21 protein-coding genes, 1 tRNA gene and 1 pseudogene are annotated in these 20084 nt (G+C 58.3%); 12 read left to right on the top strand and 11 right to left on the bottom strand.

The genetic code is table 11. The annotated features are described in order from the left end of the window. Window positions 1-314: 314 nt before the first annotated feature. Window positions 315-731 carry a GNAT family N-acetyltransferase gene (locus tag EDF75_RS16775; protein WP_045853790.1) on the top strand — a complete coding sequence of 139 codons (417 nt, stop codon included), beginning with the start codon at window positions 315-317 and terminating at the stop codon, window positions 729-731. 20 nt (window positions 732-751) lie between these two features. Here EDF75_RS16775 and EDF75_RS16770 read toward each other — a convergent pair whose 3' ends face one another. Next, window positions 752-1399 (bottom strand): TetR/AcrR family transcriptional regulator, encoded by a 648-nt coding sequence (locus EDF75_RS16770; RefSeq protein ID WP_133600222.1) that lies wholly within the window; start codon window positions 1397-1399, stop codon window positions 752-754. Between the two features lie 80 nt (window positions 1400-1479). Here EDF75_RS16770 and EDF75_RS16765 point away from each other — a divergent pair, with 80 nt between their 5' ends. After that, window positions 1480-2973, top strand: coding sequence for an MDR family MFS transporter (locus tag EDF75_RS16765; RefSeq protein ID WP_133600221.1), 1494 nt, complete (start codon window positions 1480-1482; stop codon window positions 2971-2973). Here EDF75_RS16765 and EDF75_RS16760 read toward each other — a convergent pair. Beyond that, on the bottom strand, window positions 2970-3884 hold the full coding sequence (locus EDF75_RS16760; protein WP_133600220.1) for a LysR substrate-binding domain-containing protein: 915 nt from the start codon (window positions 3882-3884) through the stop codon (window positions 2970-2972). The two genes, EDF75_RS16765 and EDF75_RS16760, sit on opposite strands and share 4 nt — an antisense overlap. 102 nt (window positions 3885-3986) lie before the next feature. On the opposite strand from EDF75_RS16760, the gene EDF75_RS16755 reads away from it, so the two are divergent. Continuing rightward, a complete protein-coding gene (locus tag EDF75_RS16755) occupies window positions 3987-4619 on the top strand; it encodes a pyridoxamine 5'-phosphate oxidase family protein (protein ID WP_133600219.1) in 633 nt (210 codons plus the stop codon). Beyond that, window positions 4612-5082 carry a nuclear transport factor 2 family protein gene (locus tag EDF75_RS16750; protein ID WP_133600218.1) on the top strand — a complete coding sequence of 157 codons (471 nt, stop codon included), beginning with the start codon at window positions 4612-4614 and terminating at the stop codon, window positions 5080-5082. Before EDF75_RS16755 ends, EDF75_RS16750 begins: the two co-directional genes overlap by 8 nt. Window positions 5083-5102: 20 nt before the next feature. Here the strand turns inward: EDF75_RS16750 and EDF75_RS16745 are convergent. Beyond that, window positions 5103-5168 (bottom strand): annotated as a pseudogene (locus EDF75_RS16745) (carboxymuconolactone decarboxylase family protein); the annotation flags it as partial. A gap of 115 nt (window positions 5169-5283) precedes the next feature. On the opposite strand from EDF75_RS16745, the gene EDF75_RS16740 reads away from it, so the two are divergent. From EDF75_RS16740 to EDF75_RS16725, 4 genes are all read left to right on the top strand, one after another. Beyond that, window positions 5284-6057 (top strand): isocitrate lyase/PEP mutase family protein, encoded by a 774-nt coding sequence (locus tag EDF75_RS16740; protein WP_133600217.1) that lies wholly within the window; start codon window positions 5284-5286, stop codon window positions 6055-6057. Further along, window positions 6044-7093, top strand: a complete 1050-nt coding sequence (locus EDF75_RS16735) for a bifunctional transcriptional activator/DNA repair enzyme AdaA (RefSeq protein WP_095102546.1) — start codon at window positions 6044-6046, stop codon at window positions 7091-7093. The genes EDF75_RS16740 and EDF75_RS16735 overlap by 14 nt, the downstream gene beginning before the upstream one ends. A gap of 107 nt (window positions 7094-7200) precedes the next feature. Beyond that, a complete protein-coding gene (nlpA, locus tag EDF75_RS16730) occupies window positions 7201-8010 on the top strand; it encodes a lipoprotein NlpA (RefSeq protein WP_095102549.1) in 810 nt (269 codons plus the stop codon). A 24-nt stretch (window positions 8011-8034) separates the two neighbouring features. Beyond that, the gene (locus tag EDF75_RS16725) at window positions 8035-8895 is read left to right on the top strand and encodes a DMT family transporter (protein ID WP_133600216.1); all 861 of its coding nucleotides are present in this window, start codon (window positions 8035-8037) and stop codon (window positions 8893-8895) included. Here EDF75_RS16725 and EDF75_RS16720 read toward each other — a convergent pair. Beyond that, window positions 8887-9441 (bottom strand): NUDIX domain-containing protein, encoded by a 555-nt coding sequence (locus EDF75_RS16720; protein ID WP_133600215.1) that lies wholly within the window; start codon window positions 9439-9441, stop codon window positions 8887-8889. The genes EDF75_RS16725 and EDF75_RS16720 overlap by 9 nt on opposite strands. A gap of 169 nt (window positions 9442-9610) precedes the next feature. On the opposite strand from EDF75_RS16720, the gene EDF75_RS16715 reads away from it, so the two are divergent. Then, the gene (locus tag EDF75_RS16715; protein ID WP_133600214.1) at window positions 9611-10390 is read left to right on the top strand and encodes an MBL fold metallo-hydrolase; all 780 of its coding nucleotides are present in this window, start codon (window positions 9611-9613) and stop codon (window positions 10388-10390) included. Window positions 10391-10416: 26 nt separating this feature from the next. Beyond that, window positions 10417-11370 carry a GlxA family transcriptional regulator gene (locus EDF75_RS16710; protein ID WP_133600213.1) on the top strand — a complete coding sequence of 318 codons (954 nt, stop codon included), beginning with the start codon at window positions 10417-10419 and terminating at the stop codon, window positions 11368-11370. On the opposite strand, the gene EDF75_RS16705 is transcribed toward EDF75_RS16710, so the two are convergent. The 4 genes from EDF75_RS16705 to EDF75_RS16690 form a co-directional block, all read right to left on the bottom strand. Next, window positions 11367-12416 (bottom strand): NAD(P)-dependent alcohol dehydrogenase, encoded by a 1050-nt coding sequence (locus EDF75_RS16705; protein WP_133600212.1) that lies wholly within the window; start codon window positions 12414-12416, stop codon window positions 11367-11369. The two genes, EDF75_RS16710 and EDF75_RS16705, sit on opposite strands and share 4 nt — an antisense overlap. Window positions 12417-12574: 158 nt before the next feature. Next, window positions 12575-13666, bottom strand: coding sequence for an acyltransferase family protein (locus EDF75_RS16700; protein ID WP_133600211.1), 1092 nt, complete (start codon window positions 13664-13666; stop codon window positions 12575-12577). Between the two features lie 485 nt (window positions 13667-14151). Then, complete coding sequence (locus EDF75_RS16695; protein WP_133600210.1) at window positions 14152-14451, bottom strand: putative quinol monooxygenase; 300 nt, start codon at window positions 14449-14451, stop codon at window positions 14152-14154. A 1-nt stretch (window position 14452) separates the two neighbouring features. Continuing rightward, a complete protein-coding gene (locus EDF75_RS16690) occupies window positions 14453-15460 on the bottom strand; it encodes a zinc-binding alcohol dehydrogenase family protein (RefSeq protein ID WP_133600209.1) in 1008 nt (335 codons plus the stop codon). 438 nt (window positions 15461-15898) lie between these two features. On the opposite strand from EDF75_RS16690, the gene EDF75_RS16685 reads away from it, so the two are divergent. Beyond that, window positions 15899-17095 (top strand): porin family protein, encoded by a 1197-nt coding sequence (locus tag EDF75_RS16685; RefSeq protein ID WP_133600208.1) that lies wholly within the window; start codon window positions 15899-15901, stop codon window positions 17093-17095. Between the two features lie 256 nt (window positions 17096-17351). On the opposite strand, the gene EDF75_RS16680 is transcribed toward EDF75_RS16685, so the two are convergent. After that, window positions 17352-17446, bottom strand: a tRNA-Sec gene (locus EDF75_RS16680). Window positions 17447-17608: 162 nt separating this feature from the next. Next, on the bottom strand, window positions 17609-17830 hold the full coding sequence (locus tag EDF75_RS16675) for a hypothetical protein (RefSeq protein WP_133600207.1): 222 nt from the start codon (window positions 17828-17830) through the stop codon (window positions 17609-17611). 71 nt (window positions 17831-17901) lie between these two features. Between EDF75_RS16675 and EDF75_RS16670 the strand changes: the two genes are divergently transcribed. After that, window positions 17902-18639 carry a MurR/RpiR family transcriptional regulator gene (locus tag EDF75_RS16670; RefSeq protein WP_133600206.1) on the top strand — a complete coding sequence of 246 codons (738 nt, stop codon included), beginning with the start codon at window positions 17902-17904 and terminating at the stop codon, window positions 18637-18639. A gap of 62 nt (window positions 18640-18701) precedes the next feature. Here EDF75_RS16670 and EDF75_RS16665 read toward each other — a convergent pair whose 3' ends face one another. Next, complete coding sequence (locus tag EDF75_RS16665) at window positions 18702-20081, bottom strand: family 4 glycosyl hydrolase (protein ID WP_133600205.1); 1380 nt, start codon at window positions 20079-20081, stop codon at window positions 18702-18704. Window positions 20082-20084 lie beyond the last annotated feature (3 nt).

The following is a 20084-nucleotide window of genomic DNA, read 5'->3' as shown; positions in this document are numbered from 1 at the left end:
GCTGAGGCATCTTCGGGTAAATGAAAATGGCTAAAAAGGAACTCAGACGTTCCTGTATGCTGTTATTCGACGACGGCCGCCGGAGCGGTCATTTTTTGGCTTCTCTGCAGATGAGATGGCTCCACTCCTGGGTTTTATGGTGAGAATGGTCATTCTCATTTTTGCTCATTATACGTCTCAATCGACCAATGAAAAGGTTTTTTTGTCTAAATTTGAATCGTGAAAATTAAGGCAAAAAATAATGGAGGAAATAAGAATTTTTTGTGAAAGTAAGAACCAATAATACTCTTACATAATTTAACCTGGAGGCATTAATGGCTTTAATAATGACAACCAGCATTAATCCCGCGGATCGTGATGAGCTGCTGGCGGGTCTACGGGAATACAACCTGCGCTACCTGGACCCGACGCAGTTTGGTGAACTGGGGATCTATCTCCGCGATCGGGCGGGGGAGATGCAGGGCGGTCTGATCGCCAAAAGAAAGGCGAACTGGCTGTGTATTGAGTACCTGTGGGTCAGCGAAGCCTCGCGCGGTAGCGGGCTGGGCGGCGAGCTGATGCGTGCGGCGGAAAAGCAGGCGCGCGAAGAGGGGTGTAACCACGTGCTGGTGGACACCTTCAGCTTCCAGGCCCTGCCGTTTTATCAAAAACAGGGCTACCGGCTGCAGATGTCGCTGCCTGATTTCCCGCACCCTGGCATGGAACGTCATTATCTCTCGAAGGCGCTGTAAGGCCGCCACCGACGCGGATATTAGCCGCCAATCCCCTGCTGGATCATCGCCAGCGCGTGGCTGACGATGGTTTGCCGGGACATCGTTTTTAAGCGCGGATCGGTGCGAATGCGCGAATAGGGCACCAGCACCAGGCTAATCAGGCTGGTGAACAGCAGCTCCGGCGACAGGGCCGGGTTGAGTTTCCCCTCCTGCTGCCAGCGGCCTATGGTCTCCAGCATCCGGTGATACTTATCGTCGCCAAAGCGGGCGTGCATATGCTGACGCAGCACCGGCATTTCGCCGATCATCTCCTGCATCCATAGCGGCGCAAACCAGTCGTTTTGCTCCGCCAGCGCGGCGAGCGCCTCAATCAGCAGGGTAAACGCGGTCAGCGGATCTTGCGGATGGGCGATAAAAATTTTGCTGATTTCGCTGCGCAGCGGCATAAAGCGCTCTTCCAGCAGCTGGTCGACTAATATCTCCCGCGAGTCGAAATAGTAATGCAGCATCGCCGGCGTGACCCCGGCCTCTTTGGCGATGGCGTTCAGCGACGTCCGGGCGATGCCCTGGCGGGCAAACAGCGCCAGCGCGATATCCATCAGCTGTTCACGGTTAGCGGTGCCCGGCTTTTTGCCGCGCGGACGGCCTGGGCGGCGCGGCGCATCATGGTCTTTTTGTGCTGTCATTTCTTCACTGTCTCTTGACCTGATTCATCATTTCCCTAAATATTAATTATGCATTTAATTAATTACAAGCGAGTGTTGCTATGACATCTGAAATCGCCGCCCGGCCGGCGCCGTCGATCCGCCTGCTGTTCAGCGCGCTCCTGCTGGTGATGCTGCTGTCGGCGCTGGACCAGACCATCGTGTCGACCGCGCTGCCGACCATTGTCGGCGAACTCGGCGGGCTGGATAAGCTCTCGTGGGTGGTCACGGCCTATATCCTGAGCTCAACCATCGTGGTGCCGCTGTACGGCAAATTCGGCGATCTGTTCGGGCGAAAAATCGTGCTCCAGGTGGCGATCGTGCTGTTCCTCGTCGGCTCGGCGCTGTGCGGCCTGGCGCAGAATATGACGCAGCTGGTGCTGATGCGCGCGCTGCAGGGGCTGGGCGGCGGCGGCCTGATGGTGATCAGCATGGCGGCGGTCGCCGACGTGATCCCTCCGGCAAACCGCGGCCGCTATCAGGGCCTCTTCGGCGGCGTGTTCGGCCTGGCGACGGTCATCGGGCCGCTGATCGGCGGTTTTCTGGTGCAGCACGCCTCCTGGCGCTGGATTTTTTATATCAACCTGCCGCTGGGGCTGTTTGCTCTGCTGGTGATCGGGGCGGTATTCCACAGCAGTAATAAGCGCAGCGCGCACCAGATCGACTGGCTGGGGGCGTTTTACCTGAGCATGGCGCTGCTGTGCATTATCCTCTTCACCTCCGAAGGCGGCAGCGTGCGGCCGTGGAATGACCCGCAGCTGTGGTGCATTCTGGCCTTTGGCGTCGTGGGCATTATTGGCTTTCTTTATGAGGAACGGGTGGCCGTGGAGCCGATTATTCCGCTCTCGCTGTTCCGCAACCGCACCTTTCTGCTGTGCAGCATGATTGGTTTTGTGATCGGCATGGCGCTATTTGGCTCGGTGACCTTCCTGCCGCTCTATCTGCAGGTGGTGAAGGCGGCGACCCCGACCGAAGCCGGGCTGCAGCTGATCCCGCTGATGGGCGGCCTGCTGCTGACGTCGATCGTCAGCGGGCGGATTATCAGCCGTACCGGTAAATACCGCCTGTTCCCGATCCTCGGCACCCTGCTGGGCGTGGTGGGGATGGTGCTGCTGACCCGCATTACGATCCATTCGCCGATGTGGCAGCTGTATCTGTTTACCGGCGTGCTGGGGGCGGGCCTGGGGCTGGTGATGCAGGTGCTGGTGCTGGCGGTGCAGAACGCGATGCCGGCGCAGATGTACGGCGTGGCCACCTCGGGGGTGACGCTGTTTCGCTCGATTGGCGGATCGATAGGCGTGGCGCTGTTCGGCGCGGTATTTACCCACGTGCTGCAGAATAACCTCCAGCGCCTGCTGCCGGAGGGCGCCGAGCTGCCCAGGGCGCTAAACCCGGAGGCGGTACAAAACCTGCCGACGGCGATCCGCCTTGATTATCTCGACGCCTTCGGCGCGGCCATTCACGCCGCCTTCCTGATGGCCGCCTGCATTATGGCCGTTGCCTTTGTGCTCTCGTGGCTGCTGAAAGAGGTGCCGCTGAAAAAGGCGGCACGCTAGGCGGTTCCGGCGATGCGCAGCAGCGCCCGGCGTAGCGCCGGCGCGGCGAAGCTGAGGAACTTGCGCAGCTTGAGCGGGGCCAGATCCCGGCTGGTATACAGCAGGTGCACCGGCGTCGGCTCGGGTTCGACTGATTCCAGAATGAGCTGCAGCTCGCCGCGGGTCAGGCCGTCGATGGCCTGATAGTGCAGCAGCCGCGCCACGCCAACCCCGAGCCGGGCGGCGTCAGCGGCGCTTTCGGGGGTGGTGACCGACAGCACGGCGCGCAGGGTTACCAGCTGGTCTGCCGCTTCGGCGGCGCGAAACCGCCAGCCGCTGTAGGGCATCGGCGATTCAATAGCAATAATCGGCAGCCCGGCCAGCTCGCGAGGGCGCTGCGGCACGCCGTGCTTTGCCAGCAGCAGCGGCTGGGCGCAGGTAACAATGCGCATCTCCCCGAGGCGGGTGGCCACCATGCCGCTATCCGGCAGGGTGCCAATGCGCACCGCCAGATCGACGTGGTCGTCTATCAGGTCAACGTTACGGTCGCTGAGCAGCAAACGAACGTTAATTTGCGGGTAACGGGCGAGAAAATCGCTCACCACCGGCAAAACGTGCACGCGACCGAACATCGTCGGCGCGGCGATCACCAGCTCGCCTTTGGGCTGCAGATACTCGCCCGCCGCCTGCCGCTCGGCGTTCTCCACCTCTTCCAGGATCCGCCGCGCGGCGGCGACGTACTCCACGCCGGCATCGGTTAGCGTAAGCCGGCGGGTGGTGCGGGTCAGCAGGCGCGCGCCGAGCGCGCTCTCCAGCTCAGCAATGTTGCGGCTGACGGTGGTCAGCGGCGTGTTCAGCGCGCGTGCCGCCGCCGACATACTGCCCAGTTCGGTAACCTTCACCAGCAGCGCCATCGCGCTTAATCGGTCCATTATTATCCCGCCTTACGGAAAGATGATTGCCATATCACCAGTATTATCATTTGTCGCAGTAGAGTCCATGCTGTTGGCAGTGATACAAGGCGCGGAGGATCTATGACCGGTGACTTTCTTGGTATTGCCATCACCCCGGATGTGATGGATGTCCAGCATGAAATGGGCAGCGACGGGCTGTGGCAATCGCCCCACGGCCACCGTCAGGCGGACCGCTTTACCGCCAGCGAGGAAGCGATGATTACCTCCCGGGACAGCTTTTATCTGGCGACCGTTTCGCAAACCGGCTGGCCCTATATCCAGCACCGCGGCGGGCCGCCCGGCTTTCTGCATCTGCTGGATGAGACCACCCTGGCAATGGCTGATTTTAGCGGCAACCGGCAGTACATCAGCACAGGCAACCTGCGGGGAAGCGCCAGGGCGTGCCTGTTTTTGATGGATTACCCGCGCCGTGCCAGGCTGAAAATCTACGCCACCGTTGAGGTGCTGGCGGCGGATGACGATCCCGCGCTGCTGGCCCGGGTGAAGCCGGAAAACTACCGTAGCCGCGTTGAGCGCATTTTTCGCTTTCATCTGCAGGCGTTCGACTGGAACTGTCCGCAGCACATTACGCCGCGCTATAGCGCGCAGCAGGTGGCGGAATATAGCCAGACGCTGCAGCAGCGTATTCACGACCTTGAGCAGGAGAATCAGCGCCTGCAGCAGTTAACCCGCACAGGAGAAGATCATGACTGAACAACGCCCGCCGCTGCCGCCGTTTACCCGCGAAAGCGCGGCGCAAAAGGTACGTGCCGCCGAAGACGGCTGGAACAGCCGCGATGCGCAGAAGGTGGCGCTGGCCTATACCCCCGATAGCGAATGGCGCAACCGCAGCGAGTTTGTGCACGGGCGCGCGGAAATCGTCGGCTTCCTGCAGCGCAAATGGCGTAAAGAGCAGGAGTACCGGCTGATTAAGGAGCTGTGGGCGTGGAGCGATAACCGCATTGCGGTGCGCTTTGCCTACGAGTGGCATGACGACAGCGGCAACTGGTTCCGCTCGTACGGCAATGAAAACTGGGAGTTTGATGAGCACGGCCTGATGTGCACGCGCTACGCCTGCATCAACGATCTGCCGATCGCTGAAAACGAACGCCTGTTCCACTGGCCCCAGGGCCGCCGCCCTGATGACCATCCGGGGCTTAGCGCTCTGGGGCTGTAAAGCAGGCGTTAACTTACGGGTTAATCGGCTTGCGGGAAATCGACGACCGTATCGTTAACCCGATTCACCATGTTGGTGAACAGAATGGTGTCCGGCGAGTGGTGACGCCGGTTCAGGAGAAAATAGTCGTCCGGTTTTCGGTTGTCGTCTTTAGGGCAGAAGCCCCAGAATCCTGCGCATAACAACAAAACCGGAGGACATATGGATTTCGCACAACAACATCACCAGGCCACGCCGGTGCTGCTGGCTAACGTCTGGGATGTCCCCAGCGCCAGAGCCGCGGCTGCAGCGGGCTATTCGGCTCTGGGCACTTCCAGCGCCGCGATTGCCAACACCTTTGGCTATAACGATGGTGAAGAGCTCTCGTTTGCTGAGCTGCTCTTGCTCGTCACGCGTATCCGCGAGCAGGTTGCTCTGCCGCTGAGCGTGGATATGGAGTTCGGGTATGGCGCCAGCGTCGCAGAGGTGGTAGATAATCTGCGCGCGCTGGCGCAAACCGGCGTGGCAGGCGTTAATCTCGAGGACAGCCTGGTGGCCGACGGTGAGCGGCGCCTGGTGGATGCTGAAACCTATGCCCACCGCCTGCGGGCGGTCAAAACCGGACTGGAGCAGGCGGGCGTCGCGTTGTTTCTTAATATTCGTACCGATCCGTTTTTGCTTAACCGACCGCAGGCGCTGGCTGAGACGGTTGCCCGAGGTCAGCTGTATGCGCGAAATGGGGCTGACGGCCTGTTTGTCCCTTGTGTTACCGAGGCGGCGGATATTGCGGCGATAGCGGCGGCGGTTGCTCTGCCGCTGAACGTCATGGCGCTGCCCGCGCTGCCCGATATTGACCAGCTGACTCGTCTCGGAGTGAAGCGGATTTCTATGGGCAACGCGCTGCATAGCGCCCTGCAGGGGTATCTGCGCTCTCTGCTACATAACGTGCGGCAGCAGCAATCGTTTAAAGGGGTATTCCGCAATGCAGGTGACTGATAAAGGGTTATGCGATACCTGGTATGAGGCGCTGGTGGCCCGCTCATCCCAATACGCCGGGCTTTTTTACGTCGGCGTGAAAACCACCGGCGTGTTCTGCATCGCCACCTGCCGCGCCCGCAAGCCAAAGCGGGAAAACGTGGAGTTTTATAGCGATTTTAAAGCCGCGCTCAGCGCCGGCTTTCGCCCGTGTAAGATTTGTCGGCCGACGGAAAACGCCAGCTCCGCGCCGCCGATGGTGGAGCAGGTGATGCAGCAGCTGCGCGCCGCGCCGAAGGTGCGGATCACCGATGACCAGCTGCGCCAGCAGCACATCAGCCCGGAGCGCATGCGGCGCTGGTTTAGCCAGAACTACGGCATGACCTTTCAGGCCTTCCAGCGGATGCTGCGGGTCAATACCGCCCTGCAGGAGCTACAGGGCGGGCGCAGCGCGACCGACGTGGCGTTTGACAGCGGCTACGATTCGCTCAGCGGCTTCGGCTATACCTGCAAAAAGCTCACCGGCCGGGCGCCGAGCAAAGCGGGGCGGGTGATCCTGATCCACCGCTTTACCACCCCCATCGGGCCGATGTTTGTTTGCGCCACCGAGCGCGGAGTTTGCCTGCTGGAGTTTGTCGACCGGCGGATGCTGGAAAGCGAATTTCGCGACCTTCAGCGCCTGCTGGCGGCCAATATTATTGCCGGGGAAAACGCCCATACGCGCCAGGCTGTGGCGGAGATAGGGGAGTACTTTGCCGGCCAGCGGCAGCGCTTCTCCCTGACTCTTGACGCGCCGGGCAGCGATTTTCAGCAGGCGGTCTGGCAACAGCTGCGGGCGGTACCTTACGGCACGACCGAACATTATCAAGGGCTTGCCGCGCTGATGGGCAACGCGGGGGCGGTGCGGGCGGTGGCCAACGCCAACGGCGCCAACCGGCTGGCGATTATTATTCCCTGCCACCGAATTATCGGCAAAGATGGCTCACTCACCGGCTACGGCGGCGGCCTGGCGCGCAAAGAGTGGCTGCTGGCCCATGAGGCTAAATTCAGCAGATGATTTTATTTCCTGTTGCTGCTTTTGATGTTTAAAAGCCGACCATAAAGCCGTTATAGTTTCGTACGAAAATAATAATGACTTTCTAATGGACTAACAGGGTGAAGATAATGAAATTGCGTTTACGGACAGCCGCCGCGGTGGTGCTGGCGGGCCTGCTGCTGGCGGGTTGCGATCGGCAAGACGGCGATGCAAAACACATTAAAGTTGGCGTTATTAACGGCGCTGAACAGGATGTGGCGGAAGTGGCGAAGAAGGTGGCGAAAGAGAAGTATGGCCTCGACGTTGAGCTGGTTGGTTTTAGCGGCTCCCTGCTGCCGAACGAGTCGACTAACGCCGGGGATCTGGATGCCAACGTCTTCCAGCACCGGCCGTTCCTCGAACAGGATAATAAAGCCCACGGCTATCATCTGGTGGCGGTCGGTAACACCTTCGTGTTCCCGATGGCGGGCTACTCGCGCAAGATTAAATCGGTCGCTGACCTCAAGGACGGGGCGACCATCGCCATTCCTAACGATCCTACCAACCTCGGCCGCGCGCTGCTTCTGCTGCAGCAGCAGAAGCTGATTACCCTCAAAGAGGGCACCGGGCTGCTGCCGACAGCAATCGATATCACCGCCAACCCGCATAGCCTGAAAATTATGGAGCTCGAAGGCGCGCAGCTGCCGCGGGTGATCGACGATCCCAAGGTCGATGTGGCGATCATCAGCACCACCTATCTCCAGCAAACCGGGCTCTCTCCGGTGCGCGACGGCATTTTTATCGAGGATAAAAACTCGCCCTACGTGAACATCATCGTCACCCGCGAAGACAATAAAGATGCGCAGAACGTGAAGGAGTTCATGCAGTCCTACCAGTCGCCGGAAGTGGCGAAGGCGGCGGAGACGATCTTCAACGGCGGCGCGGTGCCGGGCTGGTAATGACTGACACTGGGAGAGGTGTATATGATTCGGCAACGTCAGGCGGATGTGCTGCTGGTCGCCGCCACGGTCATCGCCGCGTGCGGGTGGATATTTTCGCGTGAAGCCATCGCCGGGATGCCGGTTTTTGCCTTCCTCGGCCTGCGCTTCTTTTTCGCCGCGCTGCTGCTGCTGCCTTTCTGCCGCGGTTTTCGCGTCGAGAAACGGCAGTGGCCGCCGATACTCATCAGCGGCCTGTGGTTTGCGCTAAACCTGTGCCTGTGGATTTACGCGGTATCGACCACGCCGTCGCTGGGCGAGGGGGCGTTTATCATGAGCCTGTCGATGCTGTTTGTACCGCTGACCGCGTGGGCGATGATGAAAACGCGTCCGGCGCGCGCATACTGGGAGTGCCTGCCGCTGGCGATCGTTGGTCTTGGCCTGCTGAGCCTGCATATGCCGATTGCCTTCCACCCCAGCCAGGGCTGGTTTCTGCTTACCGCGCTGGTGCAGTCAATCTGGTTCTGCTACACCAGCCGCTGCGCCCGCGAGGTGCCGCTGATCCCGCTGACTGCCGTGCAGCTGGGGATCACCGGGCTGGTGGGGCTGGCGATCTCGGCAGCGGTTGAAAGCTGGGATCGGCCGTTTACCCTGCCCACTTTCGGCTGGCTGCTCGCCAGTATCGTTATCGCCACCAGCCTGCGCTTCGGCCTGCAGATGAAGGGGCAGAAGTACGCGGCGGTTGCCAGCGCGGCGATTATTATGGTGCTGGAACCGCTGCTGACGGTGATTGCCGCCGCCCTGTGGTATCACGAACAGCTGCCGCTGCAGAAGATTGTCGGCGGCGTGCTGATCCTCGTTGCCCAGCTGTGGTTCCGCTGGCGCATGCTTAAGCCGCTACGCTAAACCACCGCGCTGCTGCGCCATCAGGTGCAGCAGCGGCACCAGCGATAGCCCGTCCGGCATCTCGCCGCGGGCGATCAGCTCCCAGATCTCTTCGAAGGTAAACCAGCCGGTTTCCATCACCTCATCCTGATCGGCGTCCATTCCGACGTACTCCAGATCGCGGGCAAGCCAGGTGATGAACAGCTGGTCGCTGCTGCCGTAGGAGGGGTTATAGCGGATTATCTCTTCGGCGTTTTTGGCCTGCCAGCCGGTCTCCTCGCGCAGCTCACGCAGGGCGGCCGTCCGCGGCTCTTCGCCTTCATCGATGCCGCCTGACGGGATGGCCCACACCACCTGGTCAATCAGATAGCGGTAGTGGCGGATCAGCAGCACTTTACCCTGCTGCATTGCTACAATGCCAACCGCCGGGCGCGGGTAGTGGATGGCGTAAAAGTCGCGGCGTTCGTCGGCGGTGACGTCGATAGCCACCTTGCGCATACTGAACCACGGGGTATGGGCAATCACTTCGGCGTCGTGCATATCGGCGGCGGTCAGTCTCTTTTTCATCGGGGCCACTTCTCCAGAAAATTGAGCGTTCAGCACAGCATAGCCGGCGGCGGCTGGCAAGCGGGGAAAGTTGGCCCAATCTCATCGATCATTGCCCGAATGCCCATATTGCGCCAGGCTTGTGGGACGTACGATGTTCGCCAGATTACCCCGAAGAGGAACGAGCATCATGAACATCACCCACATCCGTAACGCGACCCAACTTATTGAATACGCAGGTAAGAAATTCCTCATCGACCCGATGCTGGCGGATAAGGCCGCCTGGCCGGGATTTGCCGGCACCGCCCGCAGCGAGCTGCGTAACCCGCTGGTGGCGCTGCCTTTACCGCTCTCTGTCATTATTGATGTCGACGCCGTGATTGTGACCCATACCCATGAGGATCACTGGGACGAGGCGGCGATCGCCGCGATCCCCAAGGCGCTGCCGGTTTTTGTCCAGCATGAGGCCGATGCCCGGCTGCTGCGCGGCCAGGGATTTAGCGATATTCGCCTGCTGTCTGAGAGCAGCGAATTTGCTGGTGTGACCCTGCTGAAAACCACCTCCGGGCAGCACGGGAGCGATCGCACCTACGCCGTGCCGGCGATGGCGGAGCGCCTGGGCGAAGCCTGCGGCGTGGTGCTGCGTCATCCGCATGAGAAGACTCTGTGGCTGGTGGGGGACACCATCTGGCGCGATGAAATCGAAGCCGACATGATCCGCCTGCGCCCCGATGTGGTAGTGCTGAATGCCGGGTATGCCCACGTCATCGGCTTTGGGCCGATCATCATGGGCAAAGAAGACGTGCTGAAAACGCACTTTACCCTGCCGGAGGCGCAGATCGTCGTCGGCCATATGGAAGCGGTGAACCACTGCCTGCTGAGCCGCCGGGAGCTGAGTGAGTACGTGGCTGATAACCAGATTGCCGGGGTGGTCAGCATCCCGCAGGATGGGGAAAGCGTGGTATTTTAAGCTCCTGGCCGGGAGGGGAGGCAGCGATGAAATTAACCGAAGTGGCGATTGTCGCGGTGGAAGGGTTTAGCCCGTTTCACTACTCCGTTCCCTGCATGCTGTTTGGCGACAGCGTGTCAGAAACCAAGCGTTTTAACCTGCGTCTGTGCGCCGAGCGGCCGGGGCTGCTGGCCGCCCGCGACGGCTTTGCGCTTCACGCCCGGGATGATTTTACCGCCCTTGAGCGGGCGGATATTGTGGTGGTGCCCTACTGGGGCGCGGTGAATCAGCGCCCGCCGCAGGCCCTGCTCGATAGCCTGGTGCGGGCGCGGGATAACGGCGCCGAAATTGTTGGTCTCTGTCTGGGGGCATTTGTGCTGGGCTATGCCGGGCTGCTGGACGGCAGGCGGGCGGCGACCCACTGGGAGTTTGAGCAGGATTTTCAGCGTCTTTTTCCGCAGGTGCAGCTGGATATCAACGCGCTGTACGTCGATGACCGGCGGATAATCACCTCCGCGGGCACCGCGGCGGCGCTCGACTGCTGCCTGTATATTATTCGCCAGCGCTTCGGCAGCCTGGCGGCCAACCAGATTGCCCGGCGGATGATCGTTCCGCCCCATCGCGAAGGCGGCCAGGCGCAGTTTATCGCCCAGCCGGTGCCGAAAAGCACCCGCGATGCGCGCATTAACTGCCTGCTTGAGTATCTCCAGCAGCATATTCACGAAGCGCATAATCTCGATTCGCTGGCGCAGGTGGTGGCGATGAGCCGCCGCACCCTGACCCGTCATTTTGCAAAGGCCACCGGGATGAGCATTGCCGACTGGCTCACCGCCGAGCGGCTGCGGCGCAGCCAGATCCTGCTGGAAGCGGGCGAGATGCCCGTTGAGCAGGTGGCGGAAATGGTCGGATTTCGCTCCGCCGTCACCTGGCGCCAGCAGTTTAAGTCCCGCTTCGGCGTCAGCCCGGCGGAGTGGCGGCGGACCTTTCGCCGCGGGGCTTAGCCGGCGAGGGTGGCGATGTCGATCACGAAGCGATATTTGACGTCGCCGTTGACCATCCTTTCCCACGCTTCGTTGATCCGATCTCCGCGGATCAGCTCAATATCGGCGACGATGCCGTGTTCGGCGCAGAAATCGAGCATCTCCTGGGTTTCCGGGATCCCGCCAATCATCGACCCGGCAATCGACCGACGACGAAATATCAGGTTAAACACTTCCGGCGACGGGTGCGGAGTTGCCGGCGCGCCCACCAGAGTCAGGGTACCGTCGCGTTTAAGCAGCGTGGTGAAGGCATCGAGATTGTGTGGGGCCGCCACGGTGTTGAGAATAAAGTCGAAGCTTTTGACGTGCGCCGCCATCTCCGCCTCGTTGCGCGATACGACCACTTCGTCCGCCCCCAGCTCTCTGGCCGCGTCGCGCTTGGATTCAGAGGTGGTAAAGGCCACCACGTGGGCACCCATGGCGTGGGCCAACTTGATCCCCATGTGTCCCAGCCCGCCGATGCCTACGATGCCTACTTTTTTGCCCGGCCCGACGTTCCAGTGGCGCAGCGGCGAGTATGTGGTGATACCGGCGCACAGCAGCGGCGCTACGGCGGCCAGCTGCTCCTGCGGGTGGCGCACGCGCAGCACGTAGCGCTCGTGAACGACGATTTGCTGGGAGTAGCCGCCCAGCGTATGGCCGGGCGCATCCTGAGTGGGGCCGTTATAGGTGAGCACCGTGTGGTCACAGTAGTTTTCCAGCCCTTCCTCGCACTCTTCGCACTGCTGACAGCTGTCGACCATACAGCCGACGCCCACCAGGTCGCCCACCGCGTGGCCGGAGACGTGTTCGCCGACGGCGGTGACCCGGCCGACGATTTCATGCCCCGGCACGCAGGGATAGATCGTCCCGGCCCATTCGGAGCGGGCCTGGTGCAGGTCGGAGTGACAGACGCCGCAGTAGTCGATGGCGATCTGCACATCGTGTGGCCCCGGCTCGCGGCGGGAGATGGCCATCGCGGCCAGCGGCTGGCTGGCGGAGTTAGTACCAATAGCGTTGATCTGCATAGCGAAACCTCTTCTGAATAAACTTGCTGAATAGGGCGGAGGGAGGTGCGTGTTTTTTGCGCGGCAACGCTAAGCGTAGCCTGGCCAGCGCCGGGCGGGAGGCGTCAAAATAAAAAAACGCCGGCTTAGCGGCGTTTTACAGGACAGGAGCGTATGGGCTAGGTTCCAAGATCGTGATTCGTGGGTATATGTAGTACCGGCGGCCTGGCTCGCTTAATAAAGGACGCTAGCGCTGAACCGTAGCGGATAAAATGTTTTTCGCACAAATGCCATGACAGATAGCCCAGAATGAGTGCCACAACAAGTGAAGCGAGCTGATTGAAGAGAATGCCGTGGTCCTTAAAGTAGCTCGCTATTATCTGTTGCACCGGGAAGCCCCATAAATAGACCCCGTAGGAGATATCTGCTTTGGGCTTCAGGCGTAAAATTGTTTTATGTGATGAGATATAGAGCAACGCTAAGAAAATAGATGCATATGCGAAATAGGGGGCGTACATCGTGCCGTTAAAAATATAATATAACGTTGCGAATCCTACGCAGTGACTAATTTTTATCTCTATAGCTTCGCGGTTCAGGGCCATCATTGCGCCAAATGCAAAGCAGGGAGAAAGAAAATCGACCTCAGGGTTAGGTATCACCCAAGGGAACAGTATTCTGGCTGTCAAAAAGGGCTCGACCAGAATGAGGCCAAAGAGCAGGAAGGTCAGCGTCTTTGCCTTCAGTAGCCCTGTTGCGTATAGAGAAAACAGCAGCACATAGGCAAACACCTCGTACGGGATGGTCCACAGTGAGCCGTTGACGACATTTGGATACGGGTTTGTGGAAAATAATCCGGGAAGGGTAAACTGCGGAACCATCGTCGCGATATTCCACGTGTAACTATAGACCTCTGGCTGGGATAAATACTCCGTCGCCGAAAGCGAAGTTAACATCGGGCCAATAACAAACGCGGTCACCAGGCTTGACAGAATGAGCGCAGGCCAAATTCGGAAGAGGCGAGAAATCGCAAATCTGACCAGGTCTCCATTATTCATCAATGAGTTAGTAACAACCAGGCCGCTCAGAAAGAAGAATACTTTTACCGCAATTGAACCTGAGTAGTCTGAAGGGATAAGGTGGCTGATGAAATCACTCTTACCGGGTTGGGGTGAGATCGCGTAAGCATGACCATAAATCACCATACAAGCCGCAATAACTCTAAATAAATCTATGTTATTGCTGTCTTTTTTTAATACATCAGAGAGTTTCAATGCCACCCCTTATGCATAATATTTTATACATGATCATTCCTGAATTATTATTTTTTAATAATCAACTTGAGTTTTAAATGTGCTTAACACATGAATTAGTTATATTAATTTAATGAAAGGACCGTCAGTCCACCTGCATGGCAGGATTTTATGATTCTCGTTATCATGAGCACGATAGCAGCTTTGTGAAGGAGGCTTAGGGCTGCCAGGCATCTGTAAATAGTACGAAATCATATTTATTATTCGCACAATCATATCAGAATGCTCCGAAGAATAAACATGAAAAAATTTGTAATAAATTGACGAGTATCACAGTTTAGATTCCTGGGCTGGAAATTGAATGGAAAATATGCTGTGACCTGAACAATATATTCCTTATCGATTAATTTAGCAGCGGTAAATAGACGGGGGGAGTGAGGGCGTTGATTATGGGGGGATATGACAGACGTTTTCGGATCCCCCGGTTACGGGAAATCCGAGAATTATTATTCAACAGCCGTCAGATAATCCAGGCGCAGCGGCTCGGCCAGCAGGTCGTCCATCTGCGCGATAAACGCCTGGAAATGCGGCAGGGCGATGTGCTCCTCCAGCGCCGCCTGGCCGCGCCAGGACTCGCGCATGTAGAAGGTATCCGGCGTATCGCGCAGCTGGAACAGGGCATAATTGACGTTGCCCGGCTCCTGGCGGGTCGGCAGCAGCAGCGCCCGAAGGGCCTGGCGCAGCGTCTCGGCTTTTCCCGGCTGCGCTTTCAGTACCGCAATGATAGAGATTGCTTCCGCCGTCATCTTAGAACCCTTCCAGCACGATTTTGCCCACCGCGCGGCCGGTTTCGAGCTGAACGTGGGCTTTCTGCAGATTCTCCGCGGTGATCGCGCCGTAGTGTGCGCCGAGCGTGGTTTTAATCGTTTTATCATCAATCAGCGCGGCGACGCGGGTCAGCAGCCGATGCTGGGCAATGATATCCGACGTTTCAAACATTGAGCGGGTAAACATAAACTCCCAGTGCAGCGAGATGCTTTTGGCCTTCAGCGGCCGGGCGTCGAGGGTTTGCGGATCGTCGATCAGCGCCAGTTTACCCTGCGGCGCGAGGGCATCAATCAGCTGCGAATAGTGCTGTTCGGTGTTGTTCAGGCTGGCGACGTGGGTCACTGCCTTCACCCCGATACGGGCCAGCTCTTCGCTCAGCGGCTTACTGTGGTCAATTACGTGATGCGCGCCGGCGTCCAGCACCCATTTCTGGCTCTCCGGGCGCGACGCCGTCCCGATCACCGTCATCCCGGTCAGTCTGCGAGCCAGCTGGGTAAGGATGGAGCCGACGCCGCCCGCCGCGCCGACGATCAGCAGCGTGTCGCCCGTATTGCCGCCCTCCTGGACGCCCAGGCGATCGAATAACAATTCCCAGGCGGTAATAGCGGTGAGCGGCAGGGCGGCCGCGGAAGCGTTATCCAGCGAGCGAGGCTTCAGGGCGACGATCCGTTCGTCCACCAGCTGAAATTCCTGATTGCTTCCCGGGCGGCCCAGCGCGCCGGCGTACCAGACCTCATCGCCCGGCGCGAACAGGGTGACCGCATCGCCAACGGCTTTGACCGTGCCAACCGCATCCCAGCCCAGCACCCGCGGCGTATCGGCATCGAATCCGGCGCGTACCTTGGTGTCCACCGGGTTAACGGAAATGGCCTTTACCTCAACCAGCAGGTCATGGCCCTCGGCGGTAGGAACCGGCAGCTCGATGGCGCTTAAAAAGGGGATATTGCGGCCTTCTGCCGCTGCGCGGGTAATCGCGATTGCTTTCATATACTCTCCGGTTTGCGAATGGGTTCATCGGTTGAATGCGTCGAGGATAGACCGGCACCGGCCGGGGAAAAACGGTCCGGCGGCGATAAGAGTTATATTCAAAAAGAGAAAATCGCTTGCCCAACAAGGATCGGACAGTCCGGCCTCCGCTGTTTCATATTTGAGAATAATTTTGCGTGAACTTCAAAAATATTAATTCCTGAAGTAATGAATAATAATATTGCGTTATAGCGCAAAGTTTACGCCTTGACTCACGCCACGCTGCGTGCGACTTTCTTTATATCAAATAATAAACAGAGTTTCATATTTGAGACAAAAATATCATCATCGCGATATTTAGCTGATTGTTTCACCGCTGAGACAAATTAATTAAAAACGCCGCTATTTAGCGGCGGCGGACTGCTGTTGCTTATTAAAATATAAAGTGAGGCATGTGCTATGCGTAAAATTATCATCACGCTGCTGCTGGGCGCGTGTACCGGGGGCTTCGCGCAGGCGGAGCAAGGAAAGCCGTTTCCGCATCTCGGCTGGCGCAGCGCCGATAATCTTGCCGGCGTGGATTTCGGCGGCGCCCTGCGGGCCAACTACCGCTATGAAGACTGGCACGGCAGTAATTATCGCCACCCGCCGCATCTACGTTTTGATACCTTTCGTATCGACAGCAGCGGGTTTTATAATAACTATTTCTTTGACGCCGGCTTCTGGTTTCAGGATCACCATAAATATGCCGTCGACCGGGCCTATGTGGGCTATCGTTTAAACGATAATAACAATATTACGCTCGGTATTCCGGGTAAACCTTTTGGCCTTGAACCCTATCCGCAATTCGGCTGGTCTTACGGCATTCCCTTTTATTTAGGCTTTGGCGTCAATGCCGGCAGCGGGGTGAACTATCAATATCATGATAATAACTGGTCGCTGGATATGGCCTATTTTCCGTGGATGGAGCCGGAAAATCTGCGCTATGCGCCGGAGGTGGGCGACTACAGCCGCCTGAAGAACACCATTTACCCGAGCCAGCATCAGCAGCGTAACGAGAAGCGCGATCAGGTTAACGTCCGCATCGCCAGGGATTTTCGCGGCGGAGGCTGGAGTAACGAGCTGGGCGGCTCCCTGGCGCTGGCGCGTCTGCACAATCGCGAAACGGACGATGACGGCACCTTCTGGGCGGCAGGCCTGCACGGAATGGTGCACAACGGGCCGTGGCAGCTCACGTCGCAGGTGATTCGCTATCAGTACGATCCTAAGAATCCCGCGGGCGTTAGCGACGATACGATCCTGATGGGCGGCAACGGCCTGACGCCGGCCTATCTTATCCCGGCTAAGGCTACCACCGCGTCGCTAAACCTTGCTCGCGACGTCGATGTGAAGTGGGGCTCGGTGTCAAAGCTGCGTTTCTATAACGACTACAGCGTGCTGTGGAAAGACAAAAGCGGCTGGCAGGATTCGCAGATGAATACCCTTGGGGTGCAGGTATTCGCCCTGCCGGTGATGCTGTGGGTCGACCTCAGCTGGGCGAAGAATGCCAACCCCTGGGGCGGCGCGCTGAACGCCACGGGCTGGACCAGCACCGAATCCGAGGGCAGCGGCAAATGGTATTTCCGCACTAACGTCAATATTGGGTATTACTTCTGATGAGGTGGGGCAGGGAGGCCCCTGCTGTTTTTACCGGCCAGGGCAGGCTCTGGTTTTCCTCGCGCAACATCCGAAGTCATTTGCCAAACGGTCATGCATGGCGCTGAAAGCTAAAGGTTAAATTCTACGCCTGGATGGGAGAAAGCGAAAAGGTCGAAAATAGGCTGAATGCAGAATCGATTTTAATGACGGATTGAAAGAGTGATACCCGCGCCTGGCACAGAATTCACCATCAAATGGTGTAGAGGAGAGCAACTGGCGGAAGATCACAGGAGTTGAACCTGCCCGGGACCGCTGGCGGCCCCAACTGGATTTGAAGTCCAGCCACCTCACCGGAGATGACGATCTTCCGCGCCTCGATTGCTACATGGAGGCGGGGCGCATTATAGCTACTTTCAGTCATTTACCACATACCTAAACGCACTTTTTTACTGTTAAAACTGGACTTTACAGAACACTCCTGGTCAAACCCTTTCAAAATCCGTGGCTTACACTTTTTTACATTCTCGCCCGTTAGCGCAATATCGTCTTCGCAGGGGTTGCTGCGTCGATTTGCCCGTCAAAAAAGCCTGAAAAGATGCTGTGCATGATGCCGCTGGCGTTCAGAAAAGCCTGAAGCGCCGCTCCGTTGGGTGGCCGACTTCGCCGTTTTTCCTTCTGACCGCCCCCCCGATACGGCAGCGATGAAAGGGTTTTTTTATTCCATTTATTTGAAAAAGGTAATTTCCGTTTCATTGCGGTGACTCACCCCACAGACACTATCGCCGTTCGGTGATAGCGTAATCTGCCGCTGAGAGGAGCCCGGAATGGATTTAGAAAACATCTTTCGTGACGTTAAGCTGAGTAAAACGGAAATGACCGTCCTGCGCTCTATTCAGCACGATCCCGAACGCTGCGTGCGGGAGGGGATCCGCGCCGTCGCCGAGCGCTGCTACAGCAATCCTTCCTCACTGGTGCGTCTGGCAAAGAAGCTCAAGTTCAGCGGCTGGCTGGAGCTGGTCTATTTTATTAAATTCAATATCACCATGCCTAAGCTCGATGTTACCAACGACATCGACTATATGAGCATTCTGCCGGCGGAGCAGGTCACCCCGCTGCTGGAAAGCCTGCAGCAGCACCGCATCCTGATCCACGGCAGCGGCTTCTCGCAGCTGATTGCGCAATATATTTATAATAAGTTTCTGGTGACCGGCGTAAACGCCAGCCTCGCGCTGTGGCCTGATTATGAAATTCTCGAACAGAAAAACGCCGCCAAATTTGACTCGATCTGGATAATTTCTAAATCCGGGCGCAGCAGCTCGGCGCTAAATTGGGTGAAGGCGCTGGAGGGCAAAGAGATTAACCTGGTCTGCTTTACCGGCGACTATCAAAGCCCGCTGGCCCAGGCGGCGGATACCGCATTTATTATCCACGACCCGCAGAAGTTTGATGACGATATTTACTGGAGCAACCCGTTTTTCGGCTACTGCATATTGGGCTTTGAGCGCTTTCTGAAGATGTGGTTTATTCAGACCGCAAAAGGCAGGGCGGGCGACGCCCTCTAGACGCGGCGCCGCAGCGTTTCCGGGCTGCGGCGTTGAGGCTGCAGCCCGGAGGCTGGGGGTGATTACCGCCAGTCGGCAACCAGCTTATCGTCGAGGTAGGCGTTAACCAGCTTCTGCGCCAGCGACCAGGAGCCGACCAGCGGGTGGGCCATCAGCGCCCGTATCGCCAGCGACTTATCCCGCTGCAGGATCGCCGCCACCGCCAGGCGTTCATACTCTTTGACGCTGGCGATCATGTTCTTCTGCGCCGTCGGCACGTGCGCCGGGGTGACCGGCTTCAGGCCGTCTTTGCTCAGATCGCAGCTAATCTCAATCACATCATCCGGGCGCAGGAAGTCGAGGGTGTCATTATTGGATATCGACACCACGATACGCTTGGTGGTGGTGCTGTTGACCGCCTCCAGGATATCCAGCGCCACGCCCGCGTAGCCGCCGGTGTCCGGCTCTTCGATAAACTGCTGCAGGGTAAGCGGCTCGCGGGTATGGAACTTCTCCTGCTGCGACTCATTCTGCATATAGCTGTTTTCCCGGCGCAGGTAGTGCTTCATCCAGATATTGAACGCCGCTTCCGGGTTGGCCCGTACGTCAACGGTTTGCAGCTCATCGCGCATATCGCGGTTGATGCGGGCGATCTGCTCCCCGCGGGTTTCCGGCGCTTCCTGAATCGCTTTTAACGCCACCTCGCGGTAGTAGTAATAGTAGAGATATTCGTTCAGCAGCTGCTTGTCGCACAGTTCAACCAGCTCGGGCGAGAAATACTGCATCGCCGTTTTACGATACAGATCCGGGCTGGCGATCAGGCGTTCGGTCACGTCCTCGCCGCGCACCGTGAAGTGGGTAAACCACGAGAAGTGGTTCAGGCCGTAGCACTCGACGCCAAGGTCGCGCTCGTCGCAGCCGAGGATCTCCGGCAGCTCGCGAATCAGCTCCGACGGCGCATCGCAGATACCGTACACCCGGCGCTTAAAGCCCGACTTGATAATCGCCTCGGTCACCAGCCCCGACGGATTGGTGAAGTTAAACAGGATCGCGTCCTCGGCGGCGTGCTCTTCGATGAGGCGGCAGTAGTCTAGAATCGCCGGTATTGAACGCATCGCCATGGCAAAACCGCCGGCGCCGGTGGTTTCCTGGCCTAACGTATTATGCTCAAGCGCAATGCGCTCGTCGCGAATACGGCTCTCGTCGCCACCAACCCGCAGGGTGGTAATAACGTAGTTGGTATTCGTCAGCGCGGCGACCGGATCGCGGGTAACGCTAAAGTGAATATCCGGGCGGATAGCCTGGAAGACGTAGCGGGCGATCTCGCCAAAGACGGCCAGGTTATCTGCGGAGCTGTCGAGAAATACCACTTCCGTTAAACCAATGCGGTGCGCGTTATAAGCCAGTGATTTTGCCAGAAACGCGGAGCGAACGCCGCCCCCGCCTAATACGGTTAATTTCATAAA

The organism is Klebsiella sp. BIGb0149 (assembly GCF_004362605.1).
Classification (GTDB): domain Bacteria; phylum Pseudomonadota; class Gammaproteobacteria; order Enterobacterales; family Enterobacteriaceae; genus Klebsiella; species Klebsiella terrigena.
The sequence above is the reverse complement of the archived record's forward strand: the minus strand, read 5'-3'. Positions and strand labels throughout refer to the sequence as shown.